General features: G+C 65.9%; 17 protein-coding genes. 5 read left to right on the forward strand and 12 right to left on the reverse strand.

Annotation, left to right across the window (positions count from 1 at the left end; translation table 11 throughout):
* Positions 1 to 4: 4 nt before the first annotated feature.
* From OG801_RS05315 to OG801_RS05335, 5 genes are read right to left on the reverse strand one after another with little or no spacing between them, the layout of a single operon-like run.
* Positions 5 to 1,006, reverse strand: a complete 1,002-nt coding sequence (locus tag OG801_RS05315; RefSeq protein WP_406034236.1) for a Gfo/Idh/MocA family protein — start codon at positions 1,004 to 1,006, stop codon at positions 5 to 7.
* Positions 1,003 to 1,905, reverse strand: a complete 903-nt coding sequence (locus OG801_RS05320; RefSeq protein ID WP_406034238.1) for a sugar phosphate isomerase/epimerase family protein — start codon at positions 1,903 to 1,905, stop codon at positions 1,003 to 1,005. The genes OG801_RS05315 and OG801_RS05320 overlap by 4 nt, the downstream gene beginning before the upstream one ends.
* 2 nt (positions 1,906 to 1,907) lie before the next feature.
* Positions 1,908 to 2,480: a VOC family protein gene (locus tag OG801_RS05325; RefSeq protein ID WP_406034240.1), complete on the reverse strand. Its 573-nt coding sequence runs from the start codon at positions 2,478 to 2,480 to the stop codon at positions 1,908 to 1,910.
* Positions 2,477 to 3,460, reverse strand: a complete 984-nt coding sequence (locus OG801_RS05330) for a LacI family DNA-binding transcriptional regulator (RefSeq protein WP_406034242.1) — start codon at positions 3,458 to 3,460, stop codon at positions 2,477 to 2,479. The genes OG801_RS05325 and OG801_RS05330 overlap by 4 nt, the downstream gene beginning before the upstream one ends.
* Positions 3,453 to 4,433, reverse strand: a complete 981-nt coding sequence (locus tag OG801_RS05335; RefSeq protein WP_406034244.1) for a Gfo/Idh/MocA family protein — start codon at positions 4,431 to 4,433, stop codon at positions 3,453 to 3,455. Before OG801_RS05335 ends, OG801_RS05330 begins: the two co-directional genes overlap by 8 nt.
* Positions 4,434 to 4,612: 179 nt before the next feature.
* On the opposite strand from OG801_RS05335, the gene eda reads away from it, so the two are divergent.
* The 4 genes from eda (at position 4,613) to OG801_RS05355 (ending at position 7,425) form a co-directional block, all read left to right on the forward strand.
* Positions 4,613 to 5,260 (forward strand): bifunctional 4-hydroxy-2-oxoglutarate aldolase/2-dehydro-3-deoxy-phosphogluconate aldolase, encoded by a 648-nt coding sequence (gene eda, locus OG801_RS05340; RefSeq protein WP_406034246.1) that lies wholly within the window; start codon positions 4,613 to 4,615, stop codon positions 5,258 to 5,260.
* On the forward strand, positions 5,257 to 5,796 hold the full coding sequence (locus tag OG801_RS05345; protein WP_406034248.1) for an AAA family ATPase: 540 nt from the start codon (positions 5,257 to 5,259) through the stop codon (positions 5,794 to 5,796). The genes eda and OG801_RS05345 overlap by 4 nt, the downstream gene beginning before the upstream one ends.
* Positions 5,797 to 5,818: 22 nt before the next feature.
* Positions 5,819 to 6,652: a shikimate dehydrogenase family protein gene (locus tag OG801_RS05350; protein WP_406034250.1), complete on the forward strand. Its 834-nt coding sequence runs from the start codon at positions 5,819 to 5,821 to the stop codon at positions 6,650 to 6,652.
* Positions 6,653 to 6,786: 134 nt separating this feature from the next.
* Positions 6,787 to 7,425: a TetR/AcrR family transcriptional regulator gene (locus OG801_RS05355; protein WP_406034252.1), complete on the forward strand. Its 639-nt coding sequence runs from the start codon at positions 6,787 to 6,789 to the stop codon at positions 7,423 to 7,425.
* 37 nt (positions 7,426 to 7,462) lie between these two features.
* On the opposite strand, the gene OG801_RS05360 is transcribed toward OG801_RS05355, so the two are convergent.
* From OG801_RS05360 to OG801_RS05375, 4 genes are all read right to left on the reverse strand, one after another.
* Positions 7,463 to 8,035, reverse strand: coding sequence for a TetR/AcrR family transcriptional regulator (locus tag OG801_RS05360; protein WP_406034254.1), 573 nt, complete (start codon positions 8,033 to 8,035; stop codon positions 7,463 to 7,465).
* Between the two features lie 109 nt (positions 8,036 to 8,144).
* Complete coding sequence (locus OG801_RS05365) at positions 8,145 to 8,441, reverse strand: hypothetical protein (protein ID WP_406034255.1); 297 nt, start codon at positions 8,439 to 8,441, stop codon at positions 8,145 to 8,147.
* A 134-nt stretch (positions 8,442 to 8,575) separates the two neighbouring features.
* Positions 8,576 to 10,528, reverse strand: coding sequence for a primary-amine oxidase (locus OG801_RS05370; protein ID WP_406034257.1), 1,953 nt, complete (start codon positions 10,526 to 10,528; stop codon positions 8,576 to 8,578).
* Between the two features lie 2 nt (positions 10,529 to 10,530).
* A complete protein-coding gene (locus OG801_RS05375) occupies positions 10,531 to 11,985 on the reverse strand; it encodes an APC family permease (RefSeq protein WP_406034258.1) in 1,455 nt (484 codons plus the stop codon).
* 315 nt (positions 11,986 to 12,300) lie between these two features.
* On the opposite strand from OG801_RS05375, the gene OG801_RS05380 reads away from it, so the two are divergent.
* The gene (locus tag OG801_RS05380) at positions 12,301 to 13,539 is read left to right on the forward strand and encodes a serine hydrolase domain-containing protein (RefSeq protein WP_406034260.1); all 1,239 of its coding nucleotides are present in this window, start codon (positions 12,301 to 12,303) and stop codon (positions 13,537 to 13,539) included.
* Positions 13,540 to 13,603: 64 nt separating this feature from the next.
* Here OG801_RS05380 and OG801_RS05385 read toward each other — a convergent pair whose 3' ends face one another.
* From OG801_RS05385 to OG801_RS05395, 3 genes are all read right to left on the reverse strand, one after another.
* Positions 13,604 to 14,080 carry a (2Fe-2S)-binding protein gene (locus OG801_RS05385; RefSeq protein WP_406034262.1) on the reverse strand — a complete coding sequence of 159 codons (477 nt, stop codon included), beginning with the start codon at positions 14,078 to 14,080 and terminating at the stop codon, positions 13,604 to 13,606.
* A gap of 13 nt (positions 14,081 to 14,093) precedes the next feature.
* Entirely contained in the window at positions 14,094 to 16,412 is a 2,319-nt protein-coding gene (locus tag OG801_RS05390; RefSeq protein WP_406034265.1) for a molybdopterin cofactor-binding domain-containing protein, read from the reverse strand.
* A 132-nt stretch (positions 16,413 to 16,544) separates the two neighbouring features.
* Positions 16,545 to 19,589: a cytochrome P450 gene (locus OG801_RS05395; protein ID WP_406034267.1), complete on the reverse strand. Its 3,045-nt coding sequence runs from the start codon at positions 19,587 to 19,589 to the stop codon at positions 16,545 to 16,547.
* Positions 19,590 to 19,713: the final 124 nt, after the last annotated feature.

Consider the following 19,713-nt stretch of genomic DNA (forward strand, 5'->3'; position numbering starts at 1 on the left):
ACACTCATCGTTGGCCCGTGCTCGTTGCGTGGCTCGCCCATCGGCGGCCTTCTTGCTCCCGAGTCGGTAGCCCCGCGGCTTCGAGAATTTGGTCGAGCAGTCGCTGCGTCGCTACGGCGTCACGCCCGGACGTCAGCGGCGCCTGTCGATCGGAGATTCGGTCAAGGAAGTGATGTACGGCTTCCGCGAATCCGAGGGTCTCGGTCGCAGTGGCCCATCCGAACGCCTCCGCGCTGAGCTCGCGTCTGGTGGTGGTTCCGCCAACGGCGATCGATACCGACTCTGGCGCCCGCACCTCGGCGGTGCGTCCGAAGCCATACGCGTCGAGCTTCTCGCTCCACGCGCCGGCCGTGCGCGCTGCCATCAGCACGCCGGTAGCGCCGGAGTCGAAGCGGACCATAGCTGCGGTGCCGTCTTCTTCCCATGGGTCGTCACCGGCAGAGTGCGCAGTCACCTCAACAGGTTCGCCGCCGCAGTACCAGCGCAGGAGATCGACCATGTGGATGGCGTTCTCGAACGTGGCCCTGTACTCCGACCCAGGCCGGTTCTTCTGGGCGACGCAGAACGTGGCTCCGGTCGCACCGAAAGCGTCGCGCCCAGCGACATACACGGGGGCGTAGCGGCGGTTGAAGTCGACCATGAGGATGCGGCCTCGTTGGTTGGCGAGGTCAGCCAGATGCTCTGCCTCTTCGACGGACGGTGCGAGCGGCTTCTCGCAGAACACGTCCACGTCGCGCAGCAGACAGGCCTCGACGGCGTGCGCATGCTCCGAACGAGGGGTCAGGACAAAGACAGCGTCCAGGCCCTCGGCCGTCAGCATCTCCTCGACCGTGCCGTAGGCGGCACCGAAGCCCCAGCGCCGCATCAACGGTCCCGGATCCGGCCGGCGCGAGACGAGTGCCGCGAGTTCCACGTCCTCCCGCTTGACCAGTGTGGGCAGCTGGGCGATGGAGGCGATGTTCCCTGCGCCGACAATGCCAACGCGAGTCCTGGTATGCGCGCTCACAGCGCCCCCTCCGCGAGGGAGGCGTTGGCGAGAGAGGCGCGCAGCGCCGCCGCGGACCGGGCGAACCCGACCGACGGCTCGGGGAGGTCTTGGGGATGCCAGCGGTACTCGTACTCGAGGGAGACGACGTCGTCGTAGCCGAGGGCGGCGAGGGCCGAGAGGATGTCCGCCCAGGGCAGGATCCCATCGCCGACGGTGCGTGAGCGGACCGCCCGCTCAGAGGCCGCGACGCGGGCGGTCTCCGATGCCTGGAACGGCGCGTCAGGGTCGGTGAAGACGAGGTCCTTCACATGCACGTGCCCGATCAGGTCGCCCTGGATGCGGAGCGCCTCCGGGTAGGTTTCGTCGTGCGTGAACGTCAGGTTGGCCTGGTCGTAGAGGACCCGCACGGCGTCATCGTCCACTTCGCGCACCAACCGCGCCGTCTCGGCCGCCGATTGGGTCATGGTCCCGAAGTGGTTCTCGACGCAGAGGCGCACCCCAGCATCGGATGCTTCCGGCGCCAGCCTGCGCAGGGCCGCCACGAGCCGGTCCCAGTGGGCCAAGTGGCCCCGGTCTCCGGGATGCCAGGAACCCGCGTAGAGGCGAAGCCGGTCGGCGCCCACGAGCTCGGCGATCTCGATCGCACCGCGGAGCTCGTCCACCGCCGCTCGCCACTCAGCCTCGTCCAAGGCATTGATACCGGTGGTGTAAGGCGTGAGTCCGATGATAGGGACGCCCAGGTCCTCGGAGACTCGGAGGGCCTCAGCGGCCGCGCGCCGGTCGCGCAGAGCGAGTCCCGAGCGGTAGCCGTCCTGGTAGATCACCTCGGCGGCGTCGAGCCCGGCCGCCGCGAAGAGCGCGAGAGCCTCCGGCACGGTCTGCTCTGGGGTCCCGAGGGTGTGGCCTGCGATTCGCACGGTCACTGGTCCTTCCTGATGTCGTCATCTGTTGCGGTGTGCCAGTCGGCCGGGCCGACCAGGGATGGCGGGTCGGCGACTCTCGAGCGGTCGACGATCTCCATCAGCAGTCCCCATGGAGTGAGGAAGTAGGTCCATCGATTGCCGGCGACGCGGGGGCTGTCCCCGGCGACCTCCTTGCGGTCGCCGAGCACGCGCACACCGGGAATATCCCGAAGCACCGCGACGGCCTGGTCGACGTCGTCCACGACAAAGCACAGGTGGTGGCCGCCGGAGTCGCTGTGCCGCGGGTGCTCGGTGCGGCGGTCGACGGTGTCCCATTCGAAGAGCTCAACGTTGAGGTTGGGCGGCATGCGGAGCATCGCCAGCTCGAGGCGGGCGTCCTGTGGCACGGCGAAGTTCTCCCGCATGAAGGTCGAGTCCGGTCCCCTGACGGAGCGGTAGAGCTCCTCAGCCCCGAGTACCTGAACGAAGAACTGGACGGCCTCATCGAGATCAGGAACGGTGAACGCGACGTGGTCGGCATAGCGGAGGCCAGGGATGCGGGCGAGCGATCCCTCGGTAGGTGTGCTCATGGGCGCGGCCCCGCGGTGGAGGCCCGCACCAGCAGCTCCGGCTCCAGAACCACGTGCCCGACGGATCCGTCCGCTGCCTTCTTCTCGGCGAGCTCGATCGCGACGCTGCCCATGTCAGCGATCGGCTGGCGGATCGTGGTTAGAGCAGGATTGAAGCGCGCGCCCAGGGCGAGCCCGTCGAAGCCGATGACCGAGACGTCCGAGGGGACGCTGAAGCCCCGGGAGGCAAGCGCTGCGACCACCCCGAACGCGACCATGTCGTTGGCGGCGATGATCGCCGTGGGCCTGTCAGCCATCGCGGCGAACTGTGCCGCCGCTCGTTCCCCCGCCTCAGTGTCTGCACCGCTGTCCAAGACGATCGGGTCGCCGTGGGCGAGATCGCGATAGGCGTCCATCCGGTCCTGGGCGGTGTGGGTACCGGAGATGCCCGAGACGTAGCCGATCCGGTGGTGCCCGAGCGAGCGAAGGTGCTCGAAGGCAATCTCGATTCCGCGGCGGCTGTCGACGGTAACGGTGGGCACGCTCGACTGCTCCACCCGGTCGATGACGACCACACGCTGTCCGAAGTCGAACTGAGTAAGCGTGTCGATGTCCACCCGCGTCGAGGGGGCGATAATCCCGAACGGGGCGTACAGGGACTGCATCGCGGTCAGGTAGCCAGCGGTCTGGACGGTGTCGCCGTTGGTGACGCAGAGCATCAACTGGTAGCCCCGCTCGCCCGCCGCTTCACTCATCGTCTTGGCAAGCTCGGCGAAGAACGGGTTGGTGATGTCAGGGACGATGAGCGGGACGAAGGTGCTCGTCTTCCGGCGCAGGGCCTGGGCAAGCGGGCTCATCGTGTACCCGAGCTGCTCCGCGACCCGCAGGACGTGCTCGCGAGTCTCCGCCTTGACCGCTTCTGGCCGGGAGAAGGCCCGCGAGACGGTGGAGCGGTGTACGCCCGCCGCCTTCGCGACGACGTCGATGCTCGGATCAGCCATGGTGTCCTCCTTGTGGAGCGGCCTCGTAGGCTCGCCAGATGATCTGCATGGCCTCCTCCACCTCGCCCAGCGTGGGCAGTCCGCGGAAGCCGTCGTCGAGCGTACGCGCGACCTGCCGCACGAACGGTTCGTAGAGCGGGTCACTGTCGACCTCGAGGGCAGCCTTCTCGGTGAGCCCATCGAGCGCGGTGAACGTCGCCGTCCCGTCCGAGTCGATCGCGGCGAATCCCGCTTCTCCCACGGAGGAGTAGCTGCAGTAGCGCTTCAGCGCTGAGTCCGGGAACGCGTACCCGACCTCGATGATCGCCTCGCGACCGTCCGGCGCAGTCATGACGAGGGTCGCGTGGTCTTCGACCGCTCGACCGTGGAGTACGTGCGAGAGCTTGGCAGAGACCTCAGCACCGGTGGCAAGGGTGCACTGAAGGAAGAGATCCACGAAGTGCGGGCCGAGGTTGATCAGGCAGCCCCCGCCAGCACGGGCCGTGTCGAGCATCCAAGCGCTTCCGTTGCGTTCATAGCGACCCGGAGGGCCGGCGATGAACGAGAGCCGTTGATACACCGGTCGCCCGGCCTTCGCCAGCCAGCTGTCCACAGGTCCCCCGCGCTGCACCAATGGCACGGTGGCGGGGACCCCGGCATCCTCAGCGGCGCGCCTAACCTCCTGCAGGTGTCCGAGTGAGGTGCCAAGCGGCTTCTCGACAACGAACGGGATTCGCCGCTCGATCAGCGCCCGGCAGATCTCGGGCATGTCGTCGTGAGGACTGAAGACGTAGGCGAGATCGATGTCCGGCGTGTCGAGCAACTGCCGCCAGTCGGTGTCGACGGGGCAACCCCACAACTCGGCGACCCCTCGCGCCTGGTCTGGGTCCTCGTCGGAGACCCCGACGACAGTGTGCACAGCGGCGATCGCCGCGGCACACAGCGGAACGTGCCAGTGCGACGCTCCGAAGACGATGGTCCGCGCACGGGTCATGACGACACCACTCGGCCCGGGAGACGGCGAGTGTCGGTCACCGGCGCTTCGAGGAGGCACATGGCCGCTCCCTTCCTTGACTGAGACCGATTGCTGCAACCGATTGCTGCAACCGGTTGCATCGACCTTACGAGGGATGCGAGAGTGTTGTCAATCACAGCTTCGATCCAAGGGATGACATGCCAGCCAAGCTCCAGACACTGAGGACGATCGACGAATCCGGTGCAGTCCTCATCGTCCGACTACCCGATGTCGACATCGCCGAGCGCGTCGCACATGCCGCGATCGAAGGCGGATTTCGCGCCCTGGAGATCACACTCTCCGTTCCCGGCGCGGTCGATCTCATCCGCCGACTGGCCAGGCAGTACGACTCTGAGGGGATCGCGGTGGGCGCCGGAACGGTCCTGGACGAGCACGCAGCCTATGAGTGCATCCAGGCCGGGGCGAAGTTCCTGGTCAGTCCGCAGCTCAACCGCGAGATGATCCGCGTCGCGAATCGCTATCAGGTGCCGACCGTCAGCGGGGCGTTCACCCCGACAGAACTTCTGGAGTCCGCCGAGGCAGGGGCAGACATTTTGAAGCTGTTCCCGACCGAGGGCGCTGGCATTTCCTACGCCAGGGCCGTGCTCGCACCTTTGGCGCATCTGCCGATCATGCCCGCGGGCGGAGTTACCGTCGAGAACGTCGCCGAGTGGTTCGCAGCGGGCGTGGCCGGCGTCGGCGTCGGCAGCGCGGTCACCAAAGCGTGGCAGCCCGATGGCGACTACACCCGAGTCACGGCCGCTGCCCGTGACTTCCTCGACGCAGTGCGAGCAGCGCGCCAGTGACCGAGCCGAGCCTGCACATCGTCATCGGCACCGCCGGTTCCGGCAAGTCGACGATCGCGAAGCGCCTCGCTCGCGAGCATGCTGCCGCCTATCTGGACAAGGATGCGATGAGCGCCCGCTTCGTCGAGACCGCTCTGGTCGCCGCCGGCTACGACCCCAGCGAACGGGAGTCGAACGCGTTCTACCGAGAGCACATCCTGCCCCTGGAGTACGACTCGCTCCTCGACGTCTCCGGCGACAATCTCCACCTCGGACGGCCGGTGGTCATCGATGCGCCGTTCAGCCCATACCTCGACGATCCCGACTTCATCACCCGCGCGGCGCACCGCTTCGCCTGGCCCCCTGTGCCCGTCGAGGTGGTCTGGGTCCGGACCTCCCCCACCACGCTTCGACGGCGGCTGCGTGAGCGAGGCCTGGAGCGGGACAGCTGGAAACTGGACAACTGGGACGCGTACTGGTCCGAGCACGGCGAGCGATCCTGTGCTTGGAGCGGCGTACGCGTGACCGAGATCGACAACGACAAGGACGAGTCATGATGAGCAGACACGGAGTCCCCGCATGATCTCCGGTAGGACGAGGCTGATCGCCCATCTCGGCTATCCGACCGAGACGTTCAAGTCTCCGATGATCTTCAACCCCTTCTTCGAGAAGGCCGGCGTCGACGCGATCGTCGTACCGATGGCCATCAGCGCGGCCGACTTCCCGAGCTTCCTGCCGGAGTTGTGCAAGATCGGTAACCTGCGTGGCGCACTCGTGACGATGCCACACAAGAAGACCATCATCGACCTGGCCGACGAGGTCAGCCCGACCGCTCGGGTTGCCGGGGCAGCGAATGCTGTGGCGCTGCGCGAGGATGGCAGGCTCGTTGCCGACATGTTCGACGGGGCGGGATTCGTCAGAGGCGTACGACGCTCAGGACGCGAGCTACAGGGCGCGAGCGCGTTGGTCGTCGGTGCGGGTGGCGTCGGATCAGCGATCGCCGCCTCACTGGCGGAGGCCGGCGTGGACCGGATGGCTCTGGTCGACACCGATCCAGAAGTCACCGACGCGCTCACCGACCGGCTGTCCAACCATTACCCCGGGATCGAGATAAGGACCGGGTCAGCCGACCCCGTCGGCTACGACCTGGTCGTGAACGCGACACCTCTCGGCATGAACGAAGGCGACCCACTGCCCATCGACATGGCCCTGGTATCCCCGACCACGTTCGTCGGCGAGGTCGTGATGAAATCCGAGGTCACCCCGTTTGTACGGGCCGCGCGACAGCGCGGGTGCGAGACGCAGATCGGCGTCGACATGCTGTACGAACAGATCCCGGCGCTCTTGGAGTTCTTCGGGTTCAGCACGACCACGCCCGAAGAACTGCGCGGCTTGGCGCAGATCGAGTACTGACCCTCGTCGGCCGGGCTGGGAACTCTCCATCGCCTGCGCTGACAGCGGACAGTAGATGGAATCTGCGATGTGCGGTCCGAGTCGGGGCCCCACATCTCCGCTGGTCGGACGGCTTTGCCGACTAGGATGATCTGATGACGGATCCATCCGCGTCGGCCGTGGTTGACGGCCGAACTCTTCGGCACCAGCACCGCCGACCTGAGCTGCTCGCCGAAGTGACGAAGTACGTCCTTGATCACGGCATTCTCGACCTCTCACTCAGGCGAATGGCTCAAGCGCTCGGAGTGACTCACGCGACGTTGATCCGGCACTTCCGCTCGAAGGACCACTTGGTGAACGAGGTCATCGACCATATCCGTGCCGATTTCCTCGCCGGCCTCCAGCACGACAGCGGGCTGCTCGACACGGCGACTGCAACGGAGTTCCTGGGCACGGCGTGGGAGCGCCTCAAACAACCACGAGAGCAACGACAGTTCCTGCTCTTGTTCGAGGTCGCGGCGCGAGCGACCCGCCAGCCCGGCGGGACGGGTGACGTCTCACACGCCATTGTTCAGGGCTGGCTCGAACCGCTCGAGCAACGTCTGCTGGCGGACGGCCGGTCCGCCGAAGAAGCGGCGGCGACCGCAACGCTCGCCCTAGCGCTGGTGCGAGGCCTTCAGCTCGATCTGCTGGTGAGTGGCGATAGAGGACGAGCAGACGCTGCGTTCGAGGTCGCGATGAGTCAGATTTCCCGGACGCCGTCACAGACGGCGAGGGCCTCGCGCGCCACATGATCTTGGGTCGACTCGACGGCTCGAGGACCGCCGCGGTTCAAGACCTGGCTTGCGATGCGGCTTCACTCATCATGCTCAACAAGGACCGGAGCCGCTCGAGGGCCAGGCTGTTGCTGGCGAAGTCGACATGGGTCAGCTGATGGAACACCACGCCCTCGAGCAGCGCATAGACCATCTCGACCGTCGCATCGTCTGAGGGCACTCCCATGTCTTCGAGGGAGTCTCGCAAGATCTGTCGGTAGCGACCGTGCAGGATTGCCAATCGACCCTTCACGTCGCCCGACAGCCGCGCCTCCAGCATCACTTGGTACTGGAACGCGAAGTGGTCGGGCCGGCGGCTGACACCCTCGAGGAGGTCAGAGGCGAAGTCCTCGAGTCGTCCGCTCGAGGGGTGGAGATCGAGGCCAGCCACGCTGGAGTCGATCGTCTCGAGCAGCCCCACTTCGAGCAGCGCGTCGATGCTGCCGAAGTGGTGGGCGATCAGCCCGTGGGCGACGCCGGCTTCTCGGGCCACGCTGCGATAGGTGACCCCACGAAGTCCGGATCGCGCCACGAGCCTGATGACCGCCTGCACGATCACGTCCCGCCGCTCGCCGTACTCATGCGGCACCGCGCCGGCGGCGACCTCCCGTGCAACGTCAACCACCGTGGGTCCTCCAGTTCGCGCCTCGACGACATCACCATGATGTCACGCGACGATGGCACCTCATCAGCGACCGTCACCTCGTCGTTCGCCGTTCTCGAACCAGCACCGTTACGGCGATGGCGACCTCCGCGAAAGCCAGCGCCATCGCGAATGCCATCTGATGCGAATCAGATGATCCAGCCATCTCCATGCCGCTTTCGCTGCCGTGAGCGGCGTGCATGGGCATCGTCGCCGCCGGCCGCCCCATGACGAACAGATGGACGCTGATCATGAGGGTGTTGATGCCTGCCGCGGCCAGCCACGCACGGCGCGTGGGTCGCTTCCAAAGCTCAACCGCACACCCCGCACACGCGAGTGCGAGCAGCAGCATGACGACCGCACTCCCATTCGGGATCTCCCGTGCGAAAGTCACGACGTGGACCCCTGCTGATGCCAAGGCCAACGCGGCTGCCATCCAGCCGACTGGACGGATGGATTGCCGAGTTGGTCCCGCATGGAGCGACATCACTGGCCACCATGGCAGCGCGAGATCTGACTTCGAGGGGCATCGAGCGACGGATTGCGGTCGAAGAAGCCCACCGGCTTCAACGTGAAGCCGGTGTAGTCGACCGGCATGACCGGCCAGTCCTCCGGCCTCGGGAAGTGGGTGAGTCCGAACGTGTGCCACAGGACGATGTCCTCGCCGTCGATCCCCCGATCGCCGGAGACGAACGCCTCGAGGCCCTCACCTCCCGGACTCTGGTTGACCACTTCTCCAGCCGGCCACCGCTGGGAGGCGTCGTACTGGGTGACCCAGAGGTGCTCGGTCGCGAACGCGCCCCGCTTGGCGATGGCACTCGTGGGGGCAGCCAGAAGGGTCGGCTGCCCCTCCGGGAAGAGCGCGTACGCCACATCTTCACCCAGCTGGTTCTGCCGGTCGGGGTTGCCCACCAGCCACGTCCGAGACTTGAGGTTGTCGGCCTTCCGGCGAGCCTGCAGCTCGCTGGTCAACCGCGTCTTCTGCTGGCGAAACGCGTTGCCCCACGGATTGACGTCGTCGTCCACCGGCACTGACACCGCATCGACCTCCTCGACGTAGTTGCGGGAGCCGTCCACTGCCATGTCAAGACGAGCGCAGAACATGTGCTGGTGGAACGGCGCCCCAAGCCCGGGAGCGATCTGGGTCGAGAAGCCCTCGGGCCCCGCGTACGAGGAGGTGAACACGACACCGGTCGCCTTGGCCTCCATCTGTACGGTGCCGTCGAGGTAGAGGTACCAGTAGAAGCCGTAGTCGTAGTTTCCGATCGTGAGGAAGTACGAGATGACGAGTCGTCGCGATCGCCGGGTCTCGGTCATGCCGTTGAACATGTCGGTGTGCTTCCACAGCACGCCGTAGTCCTCCTCGTGCAGACAGATGGCATTCCTGATGGTCCGAGGATGGCCCTTCTCATCGGCGATGACGCCGTCGAAGTACGTGATGTCGCCGACGCAGTCGCATCCCAGCTCGAGCGAGTTGGTGTAACGGGCGAACATGTACTCGCCCTGGTCGAAATAGTTGATCCAGTAGCGCGACGGTGACGGGTCGCCGTAAGGCACGACCATCTCCGGGATGGATGCCCGGTGAATGACGGGGCGAACCTCCGTGCCGTCCTTGACGTTGAGCTGGTGCAGCACGAGCCCCTCACGGACGTCGAACGTGAACCGGAACGACCAGTCGGCCCAGGTGATGAGGTTGCCGTCGACCGAGAAGCTCGGCCCGTCCGGCTGGGTGATCTCGAGGGCACGAAGATCCGTGCGCATGGGAGAGGCGTGCGGCTCGGCGTCCCACTGCCCGCGCTCGGCGGGTACGGGCATGTCAGCCTCGTCGACGACCTTCCAGACTTCGCCGACAGTCAGGTCGACGTAGGCGCAGACCCCATCGATGGGATGGGCCCACGGAAGGTCCTCATCATCGAGCTGCAGGAAGGCCAAGACTCGGCACACCCGCCGTCCAGACTCGTCTTCGTGCCCGAAGTGTCCAGCTGACAAGGGCACGGCCCGAACCTTCGCCGGGTCGATCCCTCGTCGACCGAGTGCCTCGAGCCAGGCCTCGCTGGTCAACAAAATGGCCTCGATGTCGTCGAACTCCTCGTCGAGGATCGGTGCCTGCCCGTCAGTGGCGGCATCGAGATGCCTCGAGGCATCGACCTCTCCGGTCGTGACGTTGACGGTCAGGACCGTCGCCTTGCCGTTGGCCCGCTCGATGATGATCATCGTGACCCGGCGCTGGATCGCATCGCCAGGGGCGAACGCAACGACGTCGTCCTTGTGCGCCTCCTCGAGGCCGACGTACACGAATCGCGTCGTCTCGTGGACGTGGCCCTGCGCGACCGCGATCTCACGCGCGGCATCGATCTCACCGGCAGTCAGCAGGGCGAGTGGATGATCGACCGGCTCGAGCTGCGTGAGGCTAGATGTGTTCGTGGGTGCCGTGTTCATGTTCAGACCTCTTTCGTGATGTCGTCCGCGACCGATGTCCGGGCGAGAGTGAGTGCCGCACCACCGAGGAATGACAGGACGAGCGCCAGTCCGACGGTGATGGCGATGGGATGTGAGCCACCGACGAGAAGCGGCAGGTTGTCGACGGTGAGAACCAGGAACACCGCCAACCCCAGTCCACCGAGGCCAGGGGCAATCAGGCTGTGCCACGGACCCACGAGGTCGGGACGGCGCCGGAAGTAGACGATGACAGCGATGGATGTGAGCAGCATGAGCGCGATGACCCCGACCGCCGAGACGCCGGCGAACCAGGTGAAGATCTCCGCTACGGGGTCGAGGCTCGCCATGGCGCAGAGGACTACGAGGAGGCAGACGCTGATGCTTTGAATCACCGAAGCGACATGCGGTGAGGAGTGTCTGGCGTGCGACGAGCCCCACGAACGCGGGAGCACACCGGCCGACCCGAGCGAGAAGATGTAGCGGGCCAGCACATTGTGGAACGACAAGAGCGCCGCGAAGAGGCTGGTGCAGAGCAGTATCTGGACGAGGTCACCACCGAAGACACCGAGGAACGTCGTGGCTGTGTCGGACAGCATGGTTCCCGGATTCTGCGCAGCGCGCTCAGCCGCATTGGCGTCGCCGTAGGCGCTGACGAGCGCCCACGCGGCGAACGCATAGAACGCGCCGATCAGTAGGAGGGCTGCATAGGTCGCCAACGGGATCGTCTTCTCGGGGTCGCGGGCCTCGTCGCGAAAGATGGCGGTGGACTCGAAGCCGATGTAGCCGGCCACCGCGAAGATCACGGCGATACCCGGAGCTCCGCTGAGCAACTTGGTTGGCGAGAAGCTGTCGGTTGAGAGGCTGCCCGTATCGCCGCCGCCCTGCACCGCGATCACCACGCTCAGGACGAGGACGACGAGCACCTCGGCAATCAGCAACACTCCAAGCACTCGGCCTGAGAGCTCGATGTTGCGGTAGCCCAGGTATCCAGTGATCCCCAGCGCGGCCGCCGCCCAAATCCACCACGGAAGATCGGGACCCCCGTGATCCGTCGAAAGCGTGTTGAGCGAGGCACCGATGAACCCGTACACAGCGAGCTGCACGGAGGTGTAGGACACGAGAGCCAGGAAGGCCGTGCCGACGCCAGCTGGGCGACCCAGTCCGGCACGCACGTAGGTATAGAAGGCTCCAGCGTCGGGAATGTGTCGGGCCATCGCGGTGAAACCCACTGAGAAGAGCAGCAGGATCGCCGTGCAGAGCACGTACGTCGCCGGGTACGCCGACCCGTTCCCGAATGCGATGCCGACTGGCACCACGCCGGCGACGACTGTCAACGGTGCTGCCGCTGCCACCACCATGAACACGATGGCGCCCGGTCCGAGCCGGGCCGAAAGGCGTGGAGCTGCTCGATCATGTGGCCCGAGGTTTGGCTCCGTTTTGGCTGTGCCCATGGTCATACTCCTTGTCGGTGTCGCGAGGTGCACCCGTCCACGGGCGGCGACCGCTCCTCGGCGTACTCACACTCATGGACAGATGTTCAATTTCATCGACGCGATTCGGCGCCTCCAGGTCGTCGACCGCCACATCCCACCAACCGAATGTTTCGGCCACGTCACAGGAAGTTCAACTTATCCGCTTGTTCAATTTGATGCTGTACAGGCTCGGCGATTTAGGCGTACCGTCTGGTACGCCTATCTATCGAAACCTCGCCAACGACGGCAGCGTGTGACCACCACCCATCCCAGTGCCCAATCCCAGCCCAAGGAGTCGCCATGCCCACCAAGACCAGAGCAAACACTTTTCCGTTCCTCCTGCGCGTTCTCGGGCGCAAGATGAGGCGGTCCACCCAGCCGGCCTCCCTTGCCGAGGCGGGGCTGTTCACCGGGGCACCGCAACACGACACCATGGCTGGGATCGCCAACCTCGCTCCGACCCGGAGAATGCGGAAAGCGTCCGCACCGTTCACCTGGCCGGTCGCGCCTTCCATCGAACTGCCGGAGACCTACCCCTTCGAAGGCATCGACCGCTCCACCGAGGACTTCTTGGTCGACACCGACACAGCAGCGCTGCTCGTCCTCGTCGACGGAGCGGTGCGCTACGAGAACTACTGGCTTACCGGCGGGCCCGACGTCAACTGGCTTTCGATGTCGGTCGCAAAGAGCTTTGTGTCCTGCCTGGTCGGTATCGCCGTCGACGAGGGCCTCATCGGGTCCATCGACGACCCGATCAGTGACTACGTCGAGGTCCAGCCGAAGTCGGCCTACGACGGTGTGCCGATTCGTACGGTGCTGCACATGTCGTCCGGGGCGCGATGGAACGAGGACTACAACGATGCCAAGTCAGATGTCCACCAGATCACCCGCGCGATGCTCGGACTCGGGGGCGGCCTGGACGGTTTCGTCGCGCGCATGGTGAGGGAGAACGAGCCCGAGACCGTCTGCCGGTACAACTCCGGGGAAACCCAAGTTCTCGGCGCACTGATCGCACGCGCGACCGGCCGAACCGTGGCGGACTACATGCGAGACAAGCTGGTGGAACCCCTTGGCTTCGAGTCGGACGGGTTCTGGATGACGGACATGCGCGGTGTGGAGATGTCGTACGCCGGGCTCAACCTCACAGCCCGGGACTTCGCCAAGCTCGGCGAGCTCTACCGGAACGGCGGCGTCTGGGGCGGCGTGCGCATCGTGTCCGAGGACTGGGTGAGAGCTTCCACCACGATCGACGACCCGATTCGCGAACCTGGTCGACCCATCGTGGGCGATCACGGATTCGACCTCGGGTATGGATATCATTGGTGGATTCCTGCAGGCGGAAGGGGCGACTTCAGCGCCATCGGGGTGCTCAATCAGCTCGTCTACGTCGACCCGGACACCGGCACCACGATCGTAAAGCTCTCCGCGAACCGAAACTACGGAACCTCCACCGAGGAGGAGACCAACCGAGACAGCGAGAATGTCGAGTTCCTACGCGCCGTCGCCAGCCACGCACACCGTCGGTCGGACCAGTCTTGACGTCCCCAGGATCGTCCGGCGGCGACCGAGGGGGTGCGCTCAGACCTCAGTGCGTCGCTCGGGGTCACATCTTCGCCGCGCCGGCCGCAATGGCTTCGCGAATCCGGAAGTAGGTGCCGCAGCGGCAGACGTTACGGATCTCGTCGAGGACAGAGTCATCGATCTCCTTGCCCTCGGAGCGGGCCTGGTTGACCTTGGCGACGGCTGCCATGATCTGGCCCGGCTGGCAGTACCCGCACTGGGCGACGTCGTACTCGAGCCACGCCTCTTGCATCGGGTGCAGATCCTTGCCTACCGTCGCGGGCAGCCCCTCGATCGTGGTGACCTCGTCGTCCTCCGTCAGGTCCTTGACCTGCACGGCGCACGGGTTGAACGCCTTGCCGTTGATGTGGGACGTGCACGCTTTGCACACGTTGATCCCGCAACCGTACTTCGGGCCACGAACGCCGAGCAGGTCCCGCAGAACCCACAGCACTCGTTCGGTGTCGCCTGCCTCAACGGTGACCGTTTCGCCATTGACCTTGAAAGTGTGCGTCGCCATCGGAGGTCTCCTCTCAGAACGTGTGCTCGAGGCCGTCGGTCGGTGACGGCGGAACGGGTGGGATGAACGGCTTCGGCTCGAAGTGCAGCTCGTCGTTGTGATTGATCGGGAACGCCGTCGGGATCACGCCGGTCGCGCGTGCGTACGCACACGCCGTGGCCGCGAAGGCGCTGGCTACACCGGCCTCGCCGATGCCACCGGGCTCGCCGCCGGTCGGGTCGACGAAGACGCGGATGTCGCGCGGAGTGTTCCACTGCCGCGTGTAGGCACTGTTGTCCCAGCTCGCCTCGAGGAAGTGACCGTCGAGGAGATGGTTGGAGTTCGTGAGGGCCAGCGCGATGCCGTCTGAGATGCCGCCCTGCATCTGGGCCTCGACTCCTCGCGGGTTGATCACCAGCCCGGGATCGATGGCGAAAGTGACCTTCGTGACCAAAGGGCCGGTCCGGGCGTCACGGACCTTCCGGTTGACCGTCTCCGGGCGGCAGTCGATCTCCACCAGGCATGCCGACGCTCCCTTGTACTCCTCGTGGATAGCGATCCCCTGTGCCATCCCGGCTGGCATCGGCTTGCCCCACCCGCCTTCGGCAGCCACCTTCTCCAGCACCTTCTTGACGCGTTCCTTGCGCAGCAGAGCACGCCGGAACTCGAACGGGTCCTTCTTCAGCTTGCCGGCCAGCTCGTCGATGACGAGCTCGACGGCGGTGCGTACGTCGGGCGAGTAGATGTTGCGCACCGCACTCGTCGGGAACCGGTCATCCGTCTCGGTCAGCAGCTGCGTGGTGACGCCGAGGTTGTAGGGCTGGAATGTGGCGAGCTGGAAGATCATCTGTGAGTACGTCAGGTTGCCGGAGACCGGCAGGTTCTCGGCGGCGGCCGTGAGGATCTCGCCGAAGCCGTGACCGTAGTCCGTCTGCACCGAGGTGTGTCGCTGCTCGAACGTCAGCACCTCACTGCCGAGGTAGGTCGCACGGATCCGCGAGGTGGCCATCGGATGCAGGCGACCTTGACGCGGTTCGTCGGCGCGGTGCCACATCAGGCGGACAGGCGCTTGGCATGCCTTCGAGATGAGCGCGGCCTCCTCGGCGCCGTCCCAGAAGAGCTTCCGGCCAAACGACCCGCCGCCCTCGACGACGTTGAACTTGACGCTGGACACCGGGAGGCCGAGCTTCAGCGCGATCGATTCGGCAGCGACGATCGGCGCCTTGGCCGACGCCCAGATCTCCGCACCGTCCGCCCGGACGTCGGCGACGGCACAGTTCGGCTCGAGCGGCGAGCCGCTGCGGAAGTAGAACGTGAACTCGCGGTCCAGCGTCTTCGCCAGGATCGGGATCTTCGGCACCGCCAAGGGCGCTTCAGCCTTCTTGACGCGTTCGAGGATCGACTTGTCGGACTCGCCGTCGACCGGGCCCGGGTTCCACTCCACGTCCAGCGCACGGACAGCATCGATGCACTGCCCAAAGGTCTTGGCCCGTACGGCGACTCCCGTGGGGATCTCGACCACGTGGGTCACACCGCTCATCCGCTTGACCTCAGCGGCGTTGCGTACGGTCTTGACTGTGCCCCTCAGCTGCGGTGGCCGGCAGACCATCGCGGGCAACGCACCTTCGATGTCGAGATCCATCGCGAACCGCTTCTTGCCGGTGATCGCGGCGCGCGCGTCCTTGCGGCTCTGGGGCGTACCGACGAGCCGATGCTCCGAGGTCGGCTTCAGCTCGACCTCCACCTCGGCCGTTTCAGGCACCACAGCCAGCTTCGCCGCTTCTCCGTACGTCACGACGTTTCCGGCCGAGTCCATGATCTCGCCGCCCTTGACGACGAGTCGGTCCACGGTGTCGCCGAGCAGGGTTGCGGCCGCCTCGAGCAGTGCCTTCTTCGCGACCGCCGCGGCAACCCGCACCGGCGTGTACATCGAGTAGATGGTGTTCGAGCCCCCAGTGACCTGGTTGAACATCAGCTCCGGCCGGGCCGGAGCCAAGGTGACGTTCACCTTCGCCAACGGCAGCTCGAGCTCCTCGGCGATGAGCATCGCGATGGATGTCGTCACACCTTGGCCCACTTCGGCGCGAGGCAGCTCGAACGACGCCGTGCCGTCCTCATGGACGGCAACGCTGATCAGCATCGACGTGGGCGCCGCAGCTTCTTTGAGCACGTCATTGAGGTCGTACACATCCGCGACCACCGTCGCGGTCGGTGCAGCCCCAGCGGGCTCGTCGAGCAGGCCCACATTGGCGGCCGCGACCAACGTCGTTCCGCCGATGATGTAGCCGATGAACGTGCGTCTGCCGATTCCCTTCGGCGTCTCGATGTGGCTGGTGCTGTGCATCTCCGTCATCCGCGTACTCCTCTGGGCGGTGATCTGAACAAGTGCGTAGGTGTGTTGTGGGCCACATCCAGGGCACTGACCGTACGGACATTCAGTCTGGAAATCAAGACTCGGCGGGACGTCACTGAGGATCCGGTCGGCTCAACCGCTGGCCCAGACGTCGACGAGCCACCGCCTGTCCGCGGCCAGCTCCCTCATCCACGTCTCGGCCTCCTCAGGAGACTCCCCAGACACCTCCGAGCGCAGGTCGACGAGAGTGGTGCGCACCCCGTCAGCCACTGCGGCAGCACCGCAGACGTAGATGGCACCGCCGCGTCCGAGCAGGTCCATCACGTACGCACCCATGTCGCGCAACCGATCCTGGACGTAGACGCGGGGCAGGTCCGGCACACGCGAGTACGCATAGACGACCTGGACGCCGGCTGCCTCGGCAAGCCGGTCGAGCTCGCCTCGGTAGAGCTCGTCCGACTGTGGATGGCGGCACCCGAACAGCAGCAGGCAAGGAGCGAACTCGGTCCCGGCGCGCCTGGCTTCGGCACGATCCTGGAGGAAGCCACGGAACGGCGCCAACCCCGTGCCCGCAGCCAGCATGATGACGGGGACGCCGGGGTCCGTGGGTGGCCGGAAGGAGCTGGACGTGTCCCGCACGAAGGCATGAACCACCCGGCCCGCCTGCTGGTCGAACAGGTAGTTCGAGCACGTTCCGAAGAAGAGGCCGTTCCCGGATCGAGCCTCACCGGTCAGTGCGCCGACCGTGATCGAGCACCTGTCAGGCTGCACCCGGGGTGACGACGAGATCGAGTAGTAGCGCGGCGAAAGCGGGCCCAGCAGCTCCAAGAAGACCTCGAACGGCAGGCGGCAGGTCGGGTGCATCTCCAGGAGATCCAACACGGAAAGCCGTCGGGCAAGGACCTCGTCGCGGTACGTGTCCGAGTCCAACAGCCTCTCGAGGCGAACGCGGCTCCAGGGATACTCCGTGTGCTCCACGAGGCGTTCGATGTCGCGGCGTCCAGCGACTCCCTGCAGCTCCACGTAGTCGCTGATCAGATGCCGCACCGCCAACCGCTCCCCCACCGGCAGGAACGAGCTCGCACCATCATCCGCCGACAGCCGCACCCAGGCGCCCGGATCGAGGGCGAACCGCTGGACCACGCGCGCGACAAGGGCATCGCTGTTGTGCGGGATCACACCGAGGTGGTCACCCGCCTGATACGTGACACCGTGGGGCAGTTCGAGTTCGATGTGGCGGACCGGACGTACCTCGACGGGACCATCGGTCCTCGTCAGATCTCGGGTCTCGATGATCCGCATCGGCTGAGCGTCGAGGGACTGGACGAACGGGCTGGGCCGGTCCTCGGGCAGGAACTCGAGGCGTAGGCGGGGCGTGCTCGAGCTTTCAACGGGCCCCAGATCGAGGCCCAGCGTCTCGGCGAGACCGGGCCACAGAGTGGTGTCCCAGGCCCGGAGGTCGCCGTCGAAGTCCGCGGCGACGTCACCCTCACCACGGGGATGCAGCCGAGTGGCACCAAGTTGATCGAGGCGGCTGTCGACAAGGCGCGGGAAGTCCTGAAAGGTCGGCGCCCACTCATGGTTGCCGCATCCGAAGACACCGAACCTCACTCCTGCGAGGTCAGGCGAGCCAGTTGTGATCCACTCCGCGAACTTCGCGGCATTGTCGGGCGGCGTGCCGTTGTAGGTGGCCGTAGCGATGAGCACGACCCCCTCGGTGGGCAGGTTCTCAACCGCCTCGTCGAGGGGAGCCACACGCACGTTGAAGCCGCGGATGCGTCCGGCATCGGCAAGGTCGTCGGCCACTTCCTCCGCCGTACCGAAGTTGGAGCCGAAAAGGACCAGCATCGGCGTACCGTGAACCGGCGTCTCGGCGGCCGCGGCCAGCGTGTCGGCTTCAGCGGATCCGCTCTGCAGGTCGATGCCGGCAACAGCCAGCGGCCCGCGCCTCGAGGCTGGAGTGAAGCTGACCGGCAGATGCTTGATGCCGTTCATGAAACCGGACTGCATGTGGCTGGCCTCGCCACTGACCTCGATGTCGGGAATCCGGGTAAAGAGCTCTGTGAGCAGAGTCTGCACCTGCATGCGGGCGAGGTTGGCGCCGAGACAATAGTGCGTCCCGTCGCCGAAGGAGATGTGCGGGTTGGGATCGCGGGTGATGTCGAACTGGTCCGGGTTCTCGAAGACACTCTCGTCACGATTCGCGGACGCGTAGTTGATGATCACGCGCTCGTCCTCGGCGATCAGGTGGCCGGCCAGCTCGAGGTCCCGCGTTGCGGTGCGTCGGAACTGGATCACCGACGGACTGAAGCGCAGCACCTCTTCGACTGCACCCGGCAGGAGCGAGAGATCGCCACGCAGCCTGTCGAACTGGTCCGGGTGCTGCGACAGCGTCAGCATCGTGTTGGCGAGCAGATTGCGGGTGGTGTCGTTGCCGGCAATGACCAGCAGCTGGAAGAACCGGTCGAGATCGTCGTCGGAGAGGTGCTCACCGTCGACCTCGGCGTTGACGACCGTGCTCCACAGGTCTGCTGTCGGTCTCTTGCGGCGTTCCGCGGTCGCGGCGCGGCAGTAGGCGAACATCTCTGTGAAAGCCGACAGGTACTCCTGCGGGTCGCCGCCGTACTCGGGGTCGTCGATACCGACCAGGCGATTCGTCCAGCTGTACAGCAGCTTACGGTCCTCCGGCGGCACACCGAGGACGTCAGCGAGTACGAGCAACGGCATCTCTGCGGCGACGTTCGCGAGGAAGTCCGTCTCCCCGGTCTCGCTGATGGCGTCGACGACCTCGCGAGCATGCCTCTGGATCGCGTCGAAGAGCTGCTGCCGGATCGCCATCGGCGTGAACGCCCGGTTCACGATCTTGCGCAGTGAGCTGTGCTCGGGTGGATCCATGTTCAGCATCATCCGGCGCAGGACCGCGACGTCGGTCGGCCGCTGGTCACGCAGGAAGCTGGTGCCACGCCAGGAGGAGAAGTCCTCGGGATGACGGGACACGTGACTCACCTCGGCGTGTCGAAGCACGAGCCAGTACCCCCGGCCGCCTGCGAATCCCCCCGTCGCCGGTTCGTCGATGCGAACGACGGCGTGCTCGCGTCGCAAGTCGCGAAGGTACTCGTGCGGGATGCCGTCGGCGTACATCGACGGAGTGAGAATGTCGCGCAGTTCAGTGGTCACAGCAGTGATCCTCCAGGCCGACACAGGTTCTTACTGGCATGACTACATGCTAATGACCGTACGGACGGTCAGTCAATCTTGTGCCCTCGGTCACACTGGCGTTATGCTGTCACCACGAGTTGAC

It is taken from the genome of Nocardioides sp. NBC_00163 (assembly GCF_045206295.1).
In the GTDB taxonomy this organism is placed as follows: Bacteria; Actinomycetota; Actinomycetes; order Propionibacteriales; family Nocardioidaceae; genus Nocardioides.